Source organism: Winogradskyella marina (genome assembly GCF_015645385.1).
In the GTDB taxonomy this organism is placed as follows: Bacteria; Bacteroidota; Bacteroidia; order Flavobacteriales; family Flavobacteriaceae; genus Winogradskyella; species Winogradskyella marina.
Window position 1 is genome coordinate 37,647 of record NZ_JADOET010000015.1, and the last position, 16,956, is coordinate 54,602.

The window sequence follows — 16,956 nt, forward strand, 5'->3', positions numbered from 1 at the left end:
ATACTAAGCTTTCTTCTTTATAAAAAGCAAACCTAAAAACATTAAGAGGCCATTATAAATTAGTATTTCGAATCCTATTTCGTGACCGTTAAATAATTCTTTTGAATATAAATTTAAAGTATAGGATACCAATGGAGCAGCAATGGCAATTATCCATACCAATTTATCTTTAATTTGAAACTTTGTCATTAAGCCAAAGGCAAACAATCCTAATAATGGACCATACGTATAACCTGCAGCTTTAAAGAGTTCCCAAATTACAGAGACATCTGTAAATATGATATCGAACAATAAGATAACCAAAACGAGTACCACACTAAATCCTATATGTACACGTTTTCTTAAGCTTTTTCTTTTAATTTCTGGTTTGTTTTCAATATCCATAATATCGAAACAGAACGATGTGGTTAAGGACGTTAAAGCAGAATCTGCACTAGAATAAGCGGCAGCAATAAGACCTAGTAAAAAGAATGCTGAGGTAATAATGCCAATTTCTGGAAGCATGGCAATGGTTGGGAATAAATCATCTTTAGTCGCTGTAATGCCATTTGCAGCAGCATATTGTGTTAGCATTAATCCAAGAACTAAGAACAGTATGTTTACAAAAATTAAAACAATACTAAACGTTACCATGTTCTTCTGAGCGTCTTTTAAATTGCGACAGGTTAGGTTTTTTTGCATCATGTCTTGGTCTAAACCGGTCATGGTAATAGTGATGAAAATTCCAGATAAAAAGCTTTTCCAGAAATACTGAGAATCATTCCCATCATCAAAAAAGAAAACTTTACTTAGGTGGCTTTCCTTTGTGTAGGTTATAATGTCTCCTATGCTATTTAAATCTAAAGCTGATGCTAAAAACACAATGGTTACAACCACAGAAATTAACATAAATAAAGTCTGAAGTGTATCTGTAAAAATAATGGTTTTAATACCGCCTTTAAAGGTATATAGCCAAATTAAGGCAATGGTAATTATTACGGTTATGGCAAATGGAATATCAAAGAGGTCAAAAACTAAAAGTTGTAATACTTTAGCAACTAAAAACAATCTAAATGCTGCACCAACAGTTCTAGAAATAAGAAAAGCGACAGAACCAGTTTTATAACTAATAATTCCAAAGCGATCACGCAAATACGTGTAAATTGAGGTTAGGTTTAATCTATAATACAGTGGTAATAATACATAGGCGATAATCAAATACCCAAAAAAGTATCCAAAAACCACTTGTAAATACCCAAACTGTTTAGCTTCAATAGCACCAGGAACTGATATAAAAGTAACTCCAGATAGCGACGCTCCAATCATTCCGAAAGCCACTAAATACCAAGGCGCCGATTTATTCGCTTTAAAAAAAGCAGCATTAGAATCTTCTTTTCCAGTGAAATAGGAGATTAGAATAAGCAATCCGAAGTAACATACAATTAATAATAGTATTGCCGTTGGCGACATGATATTTTTGTTTTAGAAATATTATCGAAAAATAGTGTATTTGAAAAAAAGGAGAGGCTTAAAGTCAAAATAATTATGAAAAACTTATTTAATTCCTTTAAAGTTAAACGTCAAATAGACTTTAAAAACATCTATCTTTTTGTCTTTAAAAATCTTTACCTTCGCACACATGGAATTTTCATCAAAACTATTAGAGAACGCAGTCAATGAGATGTCGCAATTACCAGGTATTGGTAAGCGTACAGCATTGCGATTGGTGTTACATATGTTGCGACAACCAGAAAATCAAACGTTTCAATTAGCTGAAGCTTTGTCTAAGGTGCGACGCGATATTAATTTTTGTAAATCGTGCCATAATATTAGTGATACTGTTTTGTGTGAAATATGTTCAAACCCAAATCGTAACAGTGAATTAATCTGTGTCGTTGAAGATATCAGAGACGTTATGGCTGTAGAAAACACCAGTTCCTTTAAAGGCTTATATCATGTTTTAGGTGGAAAAATATCTCCAATGGATGGTATAGGTCCTCAAGATTTGAATATTTCTTCATTAATCGAAAAAGTAAAATCAGGCGACGTAAAAGAGTTAATTTTTGCTATGAGTCCGACAATGGAAGGTGATACAACAAATTTTTATATCTTCAGGCAAATACAAGATTATAACGTTGCAACATCTACCATTGCAAGAGGAGTTGCAGCTGGTAACGAATTAGAATATACAGACGAAATTACCTTAGGCCGTAGTATTTTAGATCGTGTACCTTTTGAAGCCTCTTTAAAATCTTAGATGAAATTATCCGTCATCATACTCAATTATAATGTGCGTTACTTTTTAGAGTTATGTCTAAAAAGCGTTGAAGCTGCCATTGCTAATATTGATGCTGAAATTATTGTCATAGATAATAATTCACCAGATGATAGTTGCGATATGGTAAAGCAATTATTTCCTGCTGTAAAATTGATAGAAAACAAAGAGAATTTAGGCTTTTCAAAAGGAAATAATATTGGTGTGGCTAAAGCTAAAGGAGACTATTTGTGTATCCTAAATCCAGATACGGTAGTGGCCGAAGATACATTTACCAAACTAATTAAATTTACAGATTCTAAAGAAAATTTGGGTATTGTAGGTTGTCAACTTATCGATGGAAAAGGCAAATTTTTGCCAGAAAGCAAACGCAACATTCCAACACCAAAAGTATCTCTAAAAAAAGTACTTGGTAGCACAAATGATTATTATGCCAATCATCTCAGTTCTGAAGACACCGGAAAAGTAGATGTTTTGGTTGGTGCTTTTATGTGGCTAAAAAAGGAAGTTTACGAAGCTGTTGGCGGCTTCGATGAAGACTATTTTATGTATGGAGAAGATATTGATTTGTCTTATAAAATTGTAAAAGCAGGTTATTATAACTTCTATTTTGGAAACACCACAGTGATTCATTATAAGGGTGAAAGCACTTTAAAAGATTCTAAATACGCGAAGCGCTTTTATGGAGCCATGCAGATATTTTATAAAAAACATTTTAAACAGAATCTAATATTTAATGCTGTAGTTTGGATAGGAATTAAAATAGCACAGTTTATGCGAAAGAATCCTGAAGACGAAGATGTAACCTTGAATAAGTGTTATTTGTATTCAAACGATTTTGATACAGTGGAACAATTGCCAAAACCTTTGCAAAGTGAAGCTACAATACAAGGTAATGTTGAATCTAATAGTATGATTGTGTACGATTTTGAACTGCTAAAAGCGTCGATTGTAATGGCAGATATGAAACAAAAATCGAAGCAAGAAAATATTGTCTTTAGATTTCTTTTAAAAAACAGTAAATTTATCATCGGAAGTGATAGTGCTACCAATAGAGGCGAAGTGCTTCATTTTTAGTATGTATTTATTGAATAAAAATCAGTAAAACAGCGATTTTTTTAGTAATTTTGCATGCGATTAGCAAATAACGACCTACAAATTATAGATATGGCAAAGTTTGAACTTAAGTTACCTAAGATGGGAGAGAGTGTTGCGGAAGCAACCATAACCTCATGGCTTAAAGATGTTGGAGATACTATTGAAGCAGATGAAGCTGTTTTAGAAATAGCGACGGATAAAGTAGATAGTGAAGTGCCGAGTGAAGTCGATGGTGTTTTAGTTGAAAAACTATTCGAAGTTGATGATGTTGTGCAAGTCGGACAAACAATAGCAGTAATAGAAACAGAAGGTGGTGAAACCGTTGAGGTAAAAGCACCTGCTGCAGAAGCAGAGCCTGTTGCTGAGCCTGCGGCTCCAAAAGTAGTAGCAGAAGTTGCGCAAACTGTTGTGGCAGCAAAAGAATCTGTTGAGCCTGTAGTGTCTACAGAAGATCGATTTTATTCTCCATTAGTAAAAAATATAGCGAAACAAGAAGGAATATCTCAAGCAGATTTAGATAGCATTTCAGGAACAGGTAAAGACAACCGCGTTACTAAAAATGATATCAAAGCGTATTTAGAATCGCGTAGTTCTGCACCAAGTCCTGCTCAAAAATCAGAACCTGTTTCAGCTACAAAATCTGAAGACACTAAAACATTAGATACTGAGCGCCGTGAAAACTCAATAGAAGCACCGAAAGCGGTTGTTGCTCCAGCAAAAGACAAGCCTAAAGAAGATAAGTCTGCTGCAAAGTCAATTGAAGTTTCGGGAGGAGATGAGATTATAGAAATGACCAGAATGGGGAAACTCATTTCAAAATATATGGTCGATTCTGTTCAGACTTCTGCACACGTTCAATCGTTTATAGAAGCTGATGTAACGAATATCTGGAATTGGAGAAAGAAAGTGAAAAACGACTTTATTAAACGAGAAGGTGAAAACTTAACCTTCACTCCAATTTTTATGGAAGCTGTAACTAAGGCTTTAAAAGAGTTTCCAATGATGAATATTTCCGTTCAAGGAGATAAAATCATTAAAAAGAAAGCGATTAACGTTGGTATGGCGGCAGCTTTACCAGATGGAAATTTAATTGTTCCTGTGATTAAAAATGCAGATCAGTTAAATTTATACGGAATGGTAAAACGTGTAAACGATTTAGCTGGAAGAGCAAGAGAAAATAAATTAAGTCCAGATGATATACAAGGTGGAACATATACCGTAACTAACGTTGGTACCTTTGGTAGCATTATGGGTACACCAATTATAAATCAACCACAAGTTGGTATTTTAGCCTTAGGTGCAATCAGAAAAACACCTGCAGTTATTGAAGGGCCAGAAGGAGATTATATTGGTATTCGTTTTAAAATGTACTTATCGCACTCGTACGATCATAGAGTCGTTAACGGAGCACTTGGTGGACAGTTTGTAAAAGCGGTTAAAGATTATTTAGAAGGTTGGGACATGGATAGAGAAATATAATGACACCAAAAACGCCAATTACTAATAAAACGAAATCCAAACTTATTAAAGCAGGAGAAGTTGTATTGTATTGGGTCGGTGGAATTATTCTTATTTCAATTGTTTCTCTTGTAATTTACTATCTCGTAAAACTTGTTTTGTACGTTATAACGTAGAAACTATAATATAGAAAAAATGAAAAGCACCGTTTTAAAACGGTGCTTTTTTTGTGTCTATAAGGAATATATGGCTGTTTATAGTTCTCGTGTTTCAACAAAGCCATCCCAACGTCGCATATAATCAATAAACTTAGTGCTCAAACCTTCGGCTCTCAAATAACTTTCACTAACAGGTGTTTTAATGGGAATAAAATTAGGATTCTCAATAACCTGTTTTGGAAAATCATGATGCAAAATACCAGAACGTCCAACCGTAACAAAATCAACTCCTGAGTCTAATACCTTTTTTACGTCGGTACCTGTGCTTATTTTACCGGCAACTGTGAGTTTTACATTTTTATAATCGAGCTCTAATATATGTTCTAATAAATTCTTTTGACTTTCTGGGTATTCTTCTGGTGTTTTAAAACAATCCCAAAGTGATAGATCTAAAAAATCAATTACGTAGCTGTCAATCAGTTGTTGAGAAATCAATTTTATTTCAGATAATTTCATACCAAACCTTTCGGGTGATAACCTAACTCCCAATAAAAACGCTGGGCCACACTGGTTTCTGATTTCAGTTACAATTTCGAATAATAGTCTTGAGCGATTTTCAAGGGATCCACCATAATCGTCGTTTCGTTTATTTATGTCTGAGCTTAAAAATTGCGTTAAAATATAACCATGAGCGCCATGAACTTCAACACCATCATAACCACAACGTTTTGCTCTTAAAGCAGCGTTTATGAAGTCGTCCTTAAGTTGAATTATTTCTTCTAAAGTTAAAGCTCTAGCATTGTGCTTTTTGCTATCCGAAGGACAGACGGCTTTTTGCATTATAACGTCTTTTGGAGAACGCATGCCTGCATGATGCAATTGAATAACAGCTAAACTGCCTTCAGCTTTTATGGCATTAGCGAGTTTGGTATGGCCTTCAATTAAATCATCCGAAAATATACCTAACTGTCCTGAAAATCCTTTTCCAATTTCTTGCACATGCGAAGCACAAGTCATTACTAATCCAAACTGACCTTTGGCACGCATGGTAAGCCAATGAAATTCGTCGTCAGAAAGTTGCCCATCATCATGACTTTGCTCATTGGTCAATGGAGCTAACATAAAACGGTTTTTTAGTGTTGCTCCAGAAGAAAAAGCAATGCTGTCTTTAGGGTTTTTAGTCATGATTAAAATTTGATATTCATGCGAATTTCGGTTAATAATTTAAGATTATAAAATTATAAGTCAAATAGCTCTGCAAAGGTTTCTTATGCCTAGCAGGTCAGTTTAAAAGAATCTAATTACCTTTGTAAAAAACAATTATTCATGCAACTCAATCTCAGTAAACCTATCTGTTTTTTCGATTTAGAAACCACAGGAATCAATATCTCTAAAGATAGAATCGTGGAAATTTCCATTCTTAAAGTGTTTCCAGATGGAAAGGAAGTTGCTAAAACATGGGTTGTAAATCCTGAAATGCCAATACCTGCTGAAGTCACAGCTATTCATGGCATTTCAGATGCTGATGTTGCAGACAAACCAACATTTAAGGAATTGTCTAAGGAAATTTATAACCTTATTAAAGATTCAGATTTAGGTGGATTTAATTCTAATCGTTTCGATATTCCGTTATTAGCTGAGGAATTGTTAAGAGCAGAAGTTGATTTTGATATGAAGAATACGCAATCTGTCGATGTGCAAACTATTTTTCATAAAATGGAACAACGTACATTGGTTGCGGCATACAAATTCTACTGTAATAAAAACTTGGAGGATGCACATAGTGCGGAAGCGGATACAAAAGCTACTTACGAAGTTTTAAAAGCACAATTAGATCGTTACGAGAATTTAGAAAACGATACTAAGTTTTTAGCAGAGTTTAGCTCACGTAAAAAGTTTGCTGATTTTGCTGGCTTCTTAGTTTTTAATAAAGAAGGGGAAGAGTGTTTTTCATTCGGAAAGCATAAAGGAAAACGTGTACTAGATGTTTTAGAAAAAGAACCTGGTTATTTTGGTTGGTTGTTAAATGCTGATTTTCCACTTTACACCAAGAAAGTTTTGACAGCGATTAAGTTGCGTCAGTTTAATAATAAGCTTGATTAATAATTAATGCCGCGCAAAGTCGCAAAGTCGCAGAGTCGCAAAGTTTCGAGGAATTAATTAATACACTAATTTCCTGTAGAGTAGGTTTTGCGCTGTTGTGAGAGAAAAAAAAGAAAAACAAAATATGAAATTTCCACCTCTTTCTCTGTGCATCTTCGTGTGAACTCAGTGAATCTCAGTGGAACAGTTCTCAAGAGAGAAGTTAAAATAAGAAAAATAGAGTTAAAATTAATAAGATTCCTGCCTTCGCAGGAATGACAGAAATATGAAACTAATCTGCATAGGTCGCAATTACACCGACCACATAAAAGAACTCGAAAACGAAAAACCAACAGATCCTGTCGTGTTTTTAAAACCAGATACGTCAATTTTGTTGAAGAAACAGCCGTTTTTTATTCCAGATTTTTCTGATGATGTCCATTACGAAGTTGAGGTTTTGGTAAAAATCAATAAAGTTGGAAAATATATAGACAGAAAGTTTGCACATAAATATTATGATGAAATAGGACTCGGTATCGATTTTACAGCACGAGACCTTCAGGCGCAATTAAAAGCAAAAGGCTTACCTTGGGAAAAAGCCAAAGCCTTTGATGGTGCTGCTGTCGTTGGGAAGTGGTTGCCAAAAACAAGATTTCAAAGTATAGACAATATTAACTTCAGTTTAAAGAAAAATGATGCGATTGTTCAAAACGGAAATACAGAGTTAATGCTCTGGAAAATCGATGAGATCATAGAATATGTGTCTAAATATTTTACTTTAAAAATTGGAGATATTATATTTACAGGCACTCCAGCAGGAGTAGGGAAAGTTTTTGCTGAAGATCAATTAAAAGGTTATCTTGAAAACGAAGAAATGTTTTCAATAAAAATTAAGTAAATGTCACAACATTATAAATTACACCGTGTACGAGAAATGGCTGATAACGACGAAGATTTCGTTGCAGCATTAGCAGCCGCCTTTTTAGAAGAAGTGCCAGAGGATGCTGAGCGTCTTAGAACAGCAGTACCAGCTAAAAACTATAAAGAAGTTTACCAAGCCGCACATAAAATGAAACCCACTGTGGATTTATTTGAACTCGGTGTACTAGATACATTAATTGAAGTACAAGATTGGGGAAAGTTTGAACAAACAGACAAAAACGTAGACGAACAATTGACAACAGTGTTAACTGCAGTTGATAACGCTGTAGCTGAAATTAAAGCCGATTTCGGACTTTAAACAATTTAGAAATGCAAGCTGAAATTATAACTATCGGAGATGAGATTCTCATTGGGCAGATTGTAGATACAAATTCTGCTTTTCTTGGTAAGGAACTTAATAAGTATGGCATTTCAATCTATCAGATTACCTCTGTACAAGATGAAAAATCGCATATTCTTAAAGCTTTAAAAGAAGCCGAAGAAAATGCAGATATCATTATTATTACTGGAGGATTAGGGCCAACTAAAGACGATATTACCAAACATACTATTTGCGAATATTTCAATGATACTTTAGTAGAAGATAAATCTGTTTTGGCGAATGTAGAGCAGATATTTTCAAAATATAGTTCATCACCACTATTAGAAGTAAATAAACAACAAGCCTTAGTACCATCTAAAGCCCAAGTGCTAATGAACCATAACGGAACAGCACCAGGCATGTGGATGGAAAAAAATGGAAAAGTGTTTGTGTCGCTTCCAGGCGTTCCTTATGAGATGAAAGCTTTAATAACCGAGCAAGTACTTCCTAAGTTAAGGGAACAATTCAAATTTCCATATATAATGCACAAAACAATCTTAACCTATGGTTTAGGAGAAAGTGCATTAGCAGAACGTATAGAAAAGTGGGAAGATCACTTACCTGTTTTTATAAAGTTGGCTTATTTGCCAAGTTTGGGGCGCGTACGATTGCGATTATCGGGTAAAGCAGCAGAAAAATTTATCTTAGCGACAGAAATCCAAAATCAAATAAATTTATTGTTACCACAGATTGAAGATATTTTTGTGGGCTACGAGGAGGACGAATCAATTGAAGCTGTCATTGGTAGACAGCTAACAGAAGCAGGACAAACTATAGCCATTGCGGAAAGTTGCACAGGCGGAAGAATCGCAGAAGCTTTAACGGCAAATGCTGGAGCTTCAGCTTTCTTTAAAGGTAGCGTTGTAACTTATGCAACAGCAACTAAAGTGAAAATTTTAAATGTTTCTGAAGCGGATATCAATACGCATTCTGTCGTTAGTAAGCAGGTCGCAGAAGCGATGGCAAAAAATGTAAGAACACTTTTCGATACAGATTATGCCATAAGTACAACAGGTAATGCAGGACCAGCAAAAGGTGATTCAGATGCAGAAGTGGGAACCGTTTGGATTGCCATAGCCACAAAAGACCGTGTGTATTCTGAAGTTTTTAACTTTGGGAATCATCGCGAAAAAGTCATTGGTAGGGCTACAAATAAGGCTTTTGAAATGTTAAAGAAATATTTTTTGAAAAAGTAGACTTTTATATTTGCTGAAATGTAAAGTTTTATTAAATTTGCACCCTGTTTAAAATATCCATGTTCGGATATTCAATTTTTATTGTGATGTAATTAAGGGAATTCCTTAAAAAAAGAACAAGAAAAATTAGCAGAGAATTAATTATAGACCTAAAGAAAGAAAACAATGTCAAGAGTTTGTGAACTTACTGGGAAAAAAGCGATGGTTGGAAACAATGTTTCTCACGCTATGAATAAAACGAAACGCAAGTTTGATGCAAACTTGATTAAAAAGCGTTTTTACATTCCTTCAGAAGATAAGTGGGTAACATTAAAAGTTTCTGCATCTGCATTAAAGACTATCAATAAAATTGGTATCGATGCAATGTTAAAAGAAGCTAAAGCAAAAGGATTTTACAAATAATAGCGTTAACGCTTAAGTCAATTTACAATGGCAAAAAGAGGAAATAGAATACAAGTTATCTTAGAGTGCACAGAGCACAAGACTTCTGGTAAACCAGGAACTTCAAGATATATTACAACGAAGAATAAGAAGAATACACCTGAGCGTATGGAGATTAAGAAATTTAATCCTATCCTTAAGCGTATGACAGTTCATAAAGAAATTAAATAATTAGGAAACATGGCAAAGAAATCAGTAGCGTCTTTACAGACAGGATCAAAGCGTTTGACAAAAGCGATTAAAATGGTGAAATCACCAAAAACTGGAGCTTACATGTTCGTAGAATCAGTAATGGCACCAGAATTTGTCAATGACTTTTTTAATAAGAAATAAGCTGAAATTATTTTACAGCTATAACTAAACTGCTTTCATATGAAAGCAGTTTTTTTTTGGAATACTTTGATTTAAAAGTCACAGCGTAACTGAATTAAATCAGTTAGTAGAACAAAACTGGCGGTTATTGCAGGAACTTAATTATAGTAAACAAAAATTCAATTATATTTGACAATACATGACAACTTAGCATTAAGTTGTTAAAGGCAAGATTGTTGTATTGAGTTTGTAATAGACTTATAATTTCTACAAAGGTTTTGAAAACTTGAAGAATATAAATAAGTATAAACGACTTAATGCCTAAACGATAAACAACCAAAGATCAAAATGAGTTTTTTTAAAAAAATATTCTCTTCTGAAAAGAAAGAAACCTTAGACAAGGGATTAGAAAAATCCAAAACGTCTTTTTTTACAAAACTAAATAAAGCCGTTGCCGGAAAATCTAAAGTAGATGATGACGTTCTAGATAATCTTGAAGAAATATTGGTCACTAGCGATGTTGGTGTCAATACCACTTTAAAAGTTATAGAACGCATTGAAGAACGCGTTGCTAAAGATAAATATTTAGGAACATCTGAACTTAATCAAATATTAAGAGAAGAAATTGCCGCCTTATTGTCAGAAACTAAATCTGGCGAAGAAACCGAATACACCATTCCAGAATTACCAAAACAAGCTGATGGGTCTAAAACACCTTATGTACTTATGGTAGTTGGTGTTAATGGTGTCGGTAAAACAACAACAATTGGTAAACTGGCTTACCAGTTTAAAAAGAAAGGTTTAAACGTGGTTCTTGGGGCTGCAGATACTTTTAGAGCTGCGGCTATAGATCAATTACAAGTTTGGGCAGATCGTGTAGAAATTCCAATGATTAAACAAAAAATGGGATCAGATCCGGCGTCTGTGGCTTTTGATGCTGTAAAATCTGGAGTCAACCAAGATGCAGATGTCATTATTATAGATACAGCTGGTCGTTTGCATAATAAAGTCAACTTAATGAACGAGCTGACAAAAGTAAAACGTGTGATGCAAAAAGTTATTGGAGATGCACCTCACGATGTTTTATTGGTTTTAGATGGCTCAACAGGTCAGAATGCGTTTGAACAAGCCAAGCAATTTACTGCAGCTACCGAAGTGACCTCATTAGCCGTAACCAAATTAGATGGTACAGCAAAAGGTGGAGTTGTGATTGGTATTAGCGATCAATTCCAAATTCCTGTAAAATATATTGGTGTAGGTGAAGGTATTGAAGATCTTCAGGTATTCAATAAATATGAGTTTGTGGATTCTTTTTTTAAATAGTCAGTTTTTACAAAAAAAATAGAAACTCTAATTTATATTTTTATACAGGTGATATTTCTTCTAGGAAGCTCACATACCAATTTTCCGTTATTAGCTTGACCACTTGATGAAATTGTAAATATCTTTGTAAAATTCATTGTCTTTGTTTTTTTGGTATTTTTATAAAAAACACTACCCATGCGAAATAGCTTTTATTTTTTAATTTTCTGTTTAATTGTTTCATGTAAATATTCAAAATCTTCCAATTCGCAAACAGCGACAGAAGCTTCAAAAATAAAAACTGATACTTTAGAGTTTGAAAAATCATCTGAATTGAGCGCTATTTCCACAGAAGATTTTAGAGATTTTAAAGTATTAGATTCAAAATATTTAAGTAAGGCAACAATTTGGAGTTCTATAAATCAGCAAATGGAAGACTTTACTGAAGAAGACTACAATCGATTAAAGCCTCTTATTCTAGAAAAATCCATCACCGAGCTTCAAGTAAGTAGAACTAGAAATCTATTTTCTTATGAAGAATTAACTAAATTTTATTTATATCGAATCAGGAAATTTGATAGAGAAAATCCATTAGCCTTAAATTCTGTTATTGCCATTAATCCACATGTAATAGCACAATCACAGTTGAAAGATAAAGCATTTTTAGATACAAGATCTAAGCATCCCATATTTGGAATGCCAATTTTATTAAAAGACAATATTAATGCTTCTCATATGGCAACTACAGCAGGAGCTGTGGCTTTAAAGGATAATTTTACTGGGGATGCTTTCATCGTAAAACAATTAAAATCAAAGGACGCCTTAATTTTAGGTAAAGCTAATCTTAGCGAGTGGGCCTATTACTTCTGTGGAGATTGTCCAAGTGGGTATTCTGCAATAGGAGGACAGACTTTAAATCCCTATGGAAGGCGTATTATAGATACTGGTGGTTCTAGTTCTGGAAGTGGTGTCTCAGTGGCTGCTAATTTTTGTGCAGCTGCTATTGGAAGCGAAACCGCAGGTTCTATCTTATCTCCTGCCAGTCAAAATTCAGTTGTAGGTTTAAAACCAACTGTAGGATTGGTAAGTCGTACTGGTATTGTTCCAATTTCATCTACTTTAGATACCGCAGGACCAATCACAAAATCTGTAAGAGATGCAGGCATCGTTCTCGATGCCATAAGTAGCTTTGATACATTAGATACTAAATCTGTTGGTTTAGATAAATGGCAAGGTTACTTTACCCAACCACCTTTGTCCGCGCTAAAAGGCAAACGTTTTGGTGCACCTATACGCTTATTAAAAGATTCATTGTACAAGCAAGCTATAAAAGTTTTAAGAGAACAAGGTGCAGAAATTGTTGAGATTGAAGAAGAGAAATTAGGACTTCCTAATTTTATAAGATTACTTAATATTGACATGAAAAAGGATCTACCTGCGTATTTAAGTAATTACGCTGACTCCGCTATTACATTGAGAACTGTAAACGATGTTATATTGTTTAATCTTAAAGACTCTGTGAACACTATGCCTTATGGTCAGAAATTGTTTGAGGGTATTACAAATGATAAAGGAGATGACGTATTCTTGGCACGTATAAAAGACACCTTACAAACAAATGGTAAAGCGTATTTCTCGGTGCCTATGCGTACTTTTAATTTAGATGGCTTTTTGTCAATCAATAATTACCATGCAGCTTTTGCGGCTGTAGCTGAATATCCTGCATTAACCGTTCCTATGGGATATGATGAAAGCGGTGTGCCAAAAGGATTAACTTTTATTGCAGAGCCATTTCAAGAAAAACTATTAATAGATTGTGCAATTCTATATGAAGAAGCCACAAAGGAACGAGTGGCGCCTAAAGATTATAACTAATTAATCAATGCATTAATCTTAATCCAAAGTTCATTATCAAAGTTAGACAGTGCAAAATTATGATCGTCAGCAGCTTGTCCCATTCTAATAATTACTAATTTTTTGCTAGGCACTACGTAAATTTTCTGATCGTTTTTACCTAAAGCTGCAAACATGTCATTTGGAGCATCAGGAATAAGAGCTCCAGGAAATTCCAGTTGACTTTGAGGTAGGTGATAAGACGGTTTGCCATTTAACCACCACATATAACCATAAGCTAAATTAACATTCTGAGATGTGTGTGTGGCAGCAGCTATATAGTTTTCACTAACAATTTGGTCATCTTCCCATTTACCATTCGCATACGTTAATAAACCAAATCTAGCCATGCTTCTTGTATCACTAAAATAAACACTTAAGCCAGCAAGATCTATCCAACTTCCAGACATTCCTATTTTATTTCTTAGATTGGTGTTAAAGTAATCATTCCAAGTACTATTGCTAGCCTCAGCTACAATATCTTGTAATTTTACATAGACATTGTGGTATGCCCATCGACTACCTGCATCTGCTACATACTGTAAATTACCAGATGAAACATCGTCGCCTAAGGTATCATCTAAACCAGAGGTCATAGATAATAAGTTTTTAGAAGTAATTAGGTTCTCTTTTTCTAAAGGAGCACTTGTCCAACCTGTACCCAAGTAATCTGAAACTTTATTTTCAATATCTAATAAGTCATTGTCTTCTGCAATACCAGTAACTGCGGTTGTTAAAGTTTTTCCGGCACTTGCCCAATACCAAGAGGTTGAATTTGTATGACCATTAAAATAATGTTCTTCAACAATTTTGCCATCGTGAAGTATCATAAAGCTTTTCGTGTTTTTTTCTTCAAGAAAATCTAACAAAGGTTGAAGTTGGTCTTCATTCCAATTCAAATCTGAAATTGATTTAGTTTCCCATGTGTCAGAATTTATAGGTGGAAAATAAATAGTTTCTGGTTCTGGGTCATTAGGAGTTGTGTCATCTTCGGTAGAACAAGAAAAGCTAAACACAAGACCTAAAATTAAAAGGTAGAAATAGGTAGGCTTCATGATTTGGTTTTTTAATAAGACTATAAAAATAGTAAAAAGTTTAATCTCAGGACTCAAAAATCAATAATCACAAATCATTCCGTATCTTTGCAAACTGATTTACAAAAAGCATGAGAACCAAGACAATAAAAAAGAATAAAATTAACGTCATTACTTTAGGCTGTAGTAAAAATGTTTACGATAGTGAAGTCCTAATGGGACAGTTGAAAGCTAGTGGCAAAGACGTCGTTCACGAGCAAGAAGGTAATGTCGTGGTGATTAATACATGTGGTTTTATCAATAATGCCAAAGAAGAAAGTGTGAATACCATTTTGGAATTCATGAAGAAAAAGGAAGAAGGTGAAGTTGATAAGGTTTTTGTAACGGGCTGTTTAAGTGAACGCTATAAACCAGACTTGCAAAAGGAAATACCAAATGTAGATCAGTATTTTGGGACTACAGAATTACCAGGTTTATTAAAAGCTTTAGGGGCAGATTATAAGCACGAACTTATTGGAGAGCGTTTAACAACGACTCCGAAAAATTATGCTTATCTTAAAATTGCTGAAGGTTGCGATCGTCCGTGTAGTTTTTGTGCTATTCCTTTAATGCGAGGCAAACATAAAAGTACTCCAATTGAAGAATTAGTGACTGAAGCTGAAAAATTGGCGGCCAATGGTGTTAAAGAATTAATTTTAATTGCTCAAGATTTAACCTATTACGGTTTAGATATTTACAAAAAACGAAACCTTGCTGAATTGTTAGAAAACTTAGTTAAGGTGGAAGGCATTGAATGGATTCGTTTACACTATGCGTTTCCGACCGGATTTCCGATGGATGTGCTAGACATTATGAAACGCGAACCTAAAATATGTAATTATTTAGATATTCCATTACAACATATTTCAGATTCAATTTTGAAAAGTATGCGTCGCGGAACTACGGAAGCAAAAACAACGAAATTGCTTAAAGATTTCAGAGAAAAAGTTCCTGAAATGGCCATTAGAACAACACTTATTGCTGGTTATCCTGGTGAAACGCAAGAAGATTTTGAATTGCTTAGAGATTGGGTAAAAGAAATGCGTTTTGAGCGTTTAGGTTGTTTTACCTATTCGCATGAAGAAAATACACATGCTTATAACCTAGAAGACGATGTTCCTGAAGACGTAAAAATGGAACGTGTTAATGAGATTATGGAAATTCAATCTCAGATTTCTTGGGAATTAAATCAAGCTAAAATAGGACAGGAGTTTAGAGTTGTTATCGACAGAAAAGAAGGTAATTATTTTGTTGGAAGAACCGAATTTGATTCACCTGATGTTGATAATGAAGTTTTAATTGATGCGACTAGTACTTATTTAAAAACAGGTGAATTTGCAACTATTAAAGTGATTGAAGCAGAGGATTTTGACCTTTATGGTGAAGTAGTTCCAACTACAATTTAAGTCATAGACTTTAAAAGAAAATTAGGCCTTAAAGGCTTGTAAATATAATAAGCCATTGATATACTTAAGTGTATCAATGGCTTTTTTATTTTAAATAACGTTGTCAGGCCAATGCAGTGGATGTTCGCCGCTAAATCCTAATTTAGGTAATTCATTTATTTGACTCATTTCTGCACTCGTCAGCTCAAAATCAAATAATTTTATATTGTCTTCAATCCGTTCATTGGTTGTTGATTTCGGAATCACAATTACGTCATGCTGAATGATCCATCGCAGACAAACCTTGGCTACAGATGTGTTGTGTGTATTAGCGATTTTCTTTAAGGTTTCGTTTTCAAAAACCTTGCCTCTTGCTAATGGAGACCACGATTCAACTACAATGTTTTGCTTTTTGCAATAATCAACTAAGTCCTGTTGCCAATAGCCAGGATGAAACTCAATTTGATTTACGGCTGGTTTCACGTTAGAAGTTTTAGATAAAGCTTCGAGATGTTCTTCAAAAAAATTGCTGACACCTATGGATTTTATTTTTCCTTCCGCTTGTAATTCTTCCATGGCTTTCCAAGCGTCAGCATTTGCTTTTTGCCAATTGTCATAATTTTTAGCGTTAGCTGGCCAATGGATGAGATAAAGATCTATATAATCTAAATCCAATCTGTTTAGGGAGTTTTCAAATTCCTGTTTAGCCTCGTCATAACTTAAGTGTTCACGCCATAATTTCGTGGTAACAAAAATCTCATCTCGTGCAATACCACTTGCTTTTATGCCTTTGCCAACGGCTACTTCATTGCCATAAATAGCCGCAGTATCTATTGATCTATAGCCTTTTAATAGGGCGTGTTTCACTGCGTCAATACCTTCTTGTTCTGTGGCTTTAAAAGTTCCAAAACCTACTAGAGGCATATTATTACCATCATTTAATTTAAGATATTTCATAATATAAGCTTTAGTGTTTTTATCTATCGTTCCGTAATGTTATA

17 protein-coding genes are annotated in these 16,956 nt (G+C 34.3%); 13 read left to right on the forward strand and 4 right to left on the reverse strand.

The features are described from left to right. Positions 1-3 precede the first annotated feature (3 nt). Positions 4-1,449, reverse strand: a complete 1,446-nt coding sequence (locus ITJ86_RS14525) for a sodium:solute symporter (RefSeq protein ID WP_195872381.1) — start codon at positions 1,447-1,449, stop codon at positions 4-6. Between the two features lie 169 nt (positions 1,450-1,618). On the opposite strand from ITJ86_RS14525, the gene recR reads away from it, so the two are divergent. The 3 genes from recR (at position 1,619) to ITJ86_RS14540 (ending at position 4,831) form a co-directional block, all read left to right on the forward strand. Beyond that, positions 1,619-2,236, forward strand: a complete 618-nt coding sequence (gene recR, locus ITJ86_RS14530; RefSeq protein ID WP_195872382.1) for a recombination mediator RecR — start codon at positions 1,619-1,621, stop codon at positions 2,234-2,236. Beyond that, complete coding sequence (locus tag ITJ86_RS14535; protein ID WP_195872383.1) at positions 2,237-3,331, forward strand: glycosyltransferase family 2 protein; 1,095 nt, start codon at positions 2,237-2,239, stop codon at positions 3,329-3,331. 90 nt (positions 3,332-3,421) lie between these two features. Further along, the gene (locus tag ITJ86_RS14540) at positions 3,422-4,831 is read left to right on the forward strand and encodes a dihydrolipoamide acetyltransferase family protein (RefSeq protein ID WP_195872412.1); all 1,410 of its coding nucleotides are present in this window, start codon (positions 3,422-3,424) and stop codon (positions 4,829-4,831) included. Between the two features lie 233 nt (positions 4,832-5,064). On the opposite strand, the gene ITJ86_RS14545 is transcribed toward ITJ86_RS14540, so the two are convergent. Next, positions 5,065-6,153 carry an NADH:flavin oxidoreductase gene (locus ITJ86_RS14545; RefSeq protein ID WP_195872384.1) on the reverse strand — a complete coding sequence of 363 codons (1,089 nt, stop codon included), beginning with the start codon at positions 6,151-6,153 and terminating at the stop codon, positions 5,065-5,067. Between the two features lie 141 nt (positions 6,154-6,294). Between ITJ86_RS14545 and ITJ86_RS14550 the strand changes: the two genes are divergently transcribed. The 9 genes from ITJ86_RS14550 (at position 6,295) to ITJ86_RS14590 (ending at position 13,479) form a co-directional block, all read left to right on the forward strand. After that, positions 6,295-7,071 (forward strand): 3'-5' exonuclease, encoded by a 777-nt coding sequence (locus tag ITJ86_RS14550; RefSeq protein ID WP_195872385.1) that lies wholly within the window; start codon positions 6,295-6,297, stop codon positions 7,069-7,071. Between the two features lie 265 nt (positions 7,072-7,336). Then, complete coding sequence (locus ITJ86_RS14555; protein ID WP_195872386.1) at positions 7,337-7,948, forward strand: fumarylacetoacetate hydrolase family protein; 612 nt, start codon at positions 7,337-7,339, stop codon at positions 7,946-7,948. Then, positions 7,949-8,290, forward strand: coding sequence for an Hpt domain-containing protein (locus tag ITJ86_RS14560; protein ID WP_195872387.1), 342 nt, complete (start codon positions 7,949-7,951; stop codon positions 8,288-8,290). 11 nt (positions 8,291-8,301) lie between these two features. Then, complete coding sequence (locus ITJ86_RS14565; RefSeq protein ID WP_195872388.1) at positions 8,302-9,549, forward strand: competence/damage-inducible protein A; 1,248 nt, start codon at positions 8,302-8,304, stop codon at positions 9,547-9,549. A gap of 165 nt (positions 9,550-9,714) precedes the next feature. After that, on the forward strand, positions 9,715-9,951 hold the full coding sequence (gene rpmB / locus ITJ86_RS14570; RefSeq protein ID WP_195872389.1) for a 50S ribosomal protein L28: 237 nt from the start codon (positions 9,715-9,717) through the stop codon (positions 9,949-9,951). 27 nt (positions 9,952-9,978) lie between these two features. Next, positions 9,979-10,161, forward strand: a complete 183-nt coding sequence (gene rpmG, locus ITJ86_RS14575; RefSeq protein ID WP_195872390.1) for a 50S ribosomal protein L33 — start codon at positions 9,979-9,981, stop codon at positions 10,159-10,161. 9 nt (positions 10,162-10,170) lie between these two features. Then, complete coding sequence (locus ITJ86_RS14580; protein ID WP_195872391.1) at positions 10,171-10,323, forward strand: DUF4295 domain-containing protein; 153 nt, start codon at positions 10,171-10,173, stop codon at positions 10,321-10,323. Positions 10,324-10,650: 327 nt separating this feature from the next. Further along, entirely contained in the window at positions 10,651-11,625 is a 975-nt protein-coding gene (ftsY, locus tag ITJ86_RS14585; protein ID WP_195872392.1) for a signal recognition particle-docking protein FtsY, read from the forward strand. Positions 11,626-11,802: 177 nt separating this feature from the next. Then, a complete protein-coding gene (locus tag ITJ86_RS14590) occupies positions 11,803-13,479 on the forward strand; it encodes an amidase family protein (RefSeq protein ID WP_195872393.1) in 1,677 nt (558 codons plus the stop codon). On the opposite strand, the gene ITJ86_RS14595 is transcribed toward ITJ86_RS14590, so the two are convergent. Continuing rightward, positions 13,476-14,552, reverse strand: coding sequence for a serine hydrolase domain-containing protein (locus ITJ86_RS14595; RefSeq protein WP_195872394.1), 1,077 nt, complete (start codon positions 14,550-14,552; stop codon positions 13,476-13,478). The two genes, ITJ86_RS14590 and ITJ86_RS14595, sit on opposite strands and share 4 nt — an antisense overlap. 110 nt (positions 14,553-14,662) lie before the next feature. On the opposite strand from ITJ86_RS14595, the gene rimO reads away from it, so the two are divergent. Beyond that, positions 14,663-15,976: a 30S ribosomal protein S12 methylthiotransferase RimO gene (gene rimO / locus ITJ86_RS14600; protein ID WP_195872395.1), complete on the forward strand. Its 1,314-nt coding sequence runs from the start codon at positions 14,663-14,665 to the stop codon at positions 15,974-15,976. A 90-nt stretch (positions 15,977-16,066) separates the two neighbouring features. Here rimO and ITJ86_RS14605 read toward each other — a convergent pair whose 3' ends face one another. Then, on the reverse strand, positions 16,067-16,912 hold the full coding sequence (locus ITJ86_RS14605; RefSeq protein WP_195872396.1) for an aldo/keto reductase: 846 nt from the start codon (positions 16,910-16,912) through the stop codon (positions 16,067-16,069). Positions 16,913-16,956 lie beyond the last annotated feature (44 nt).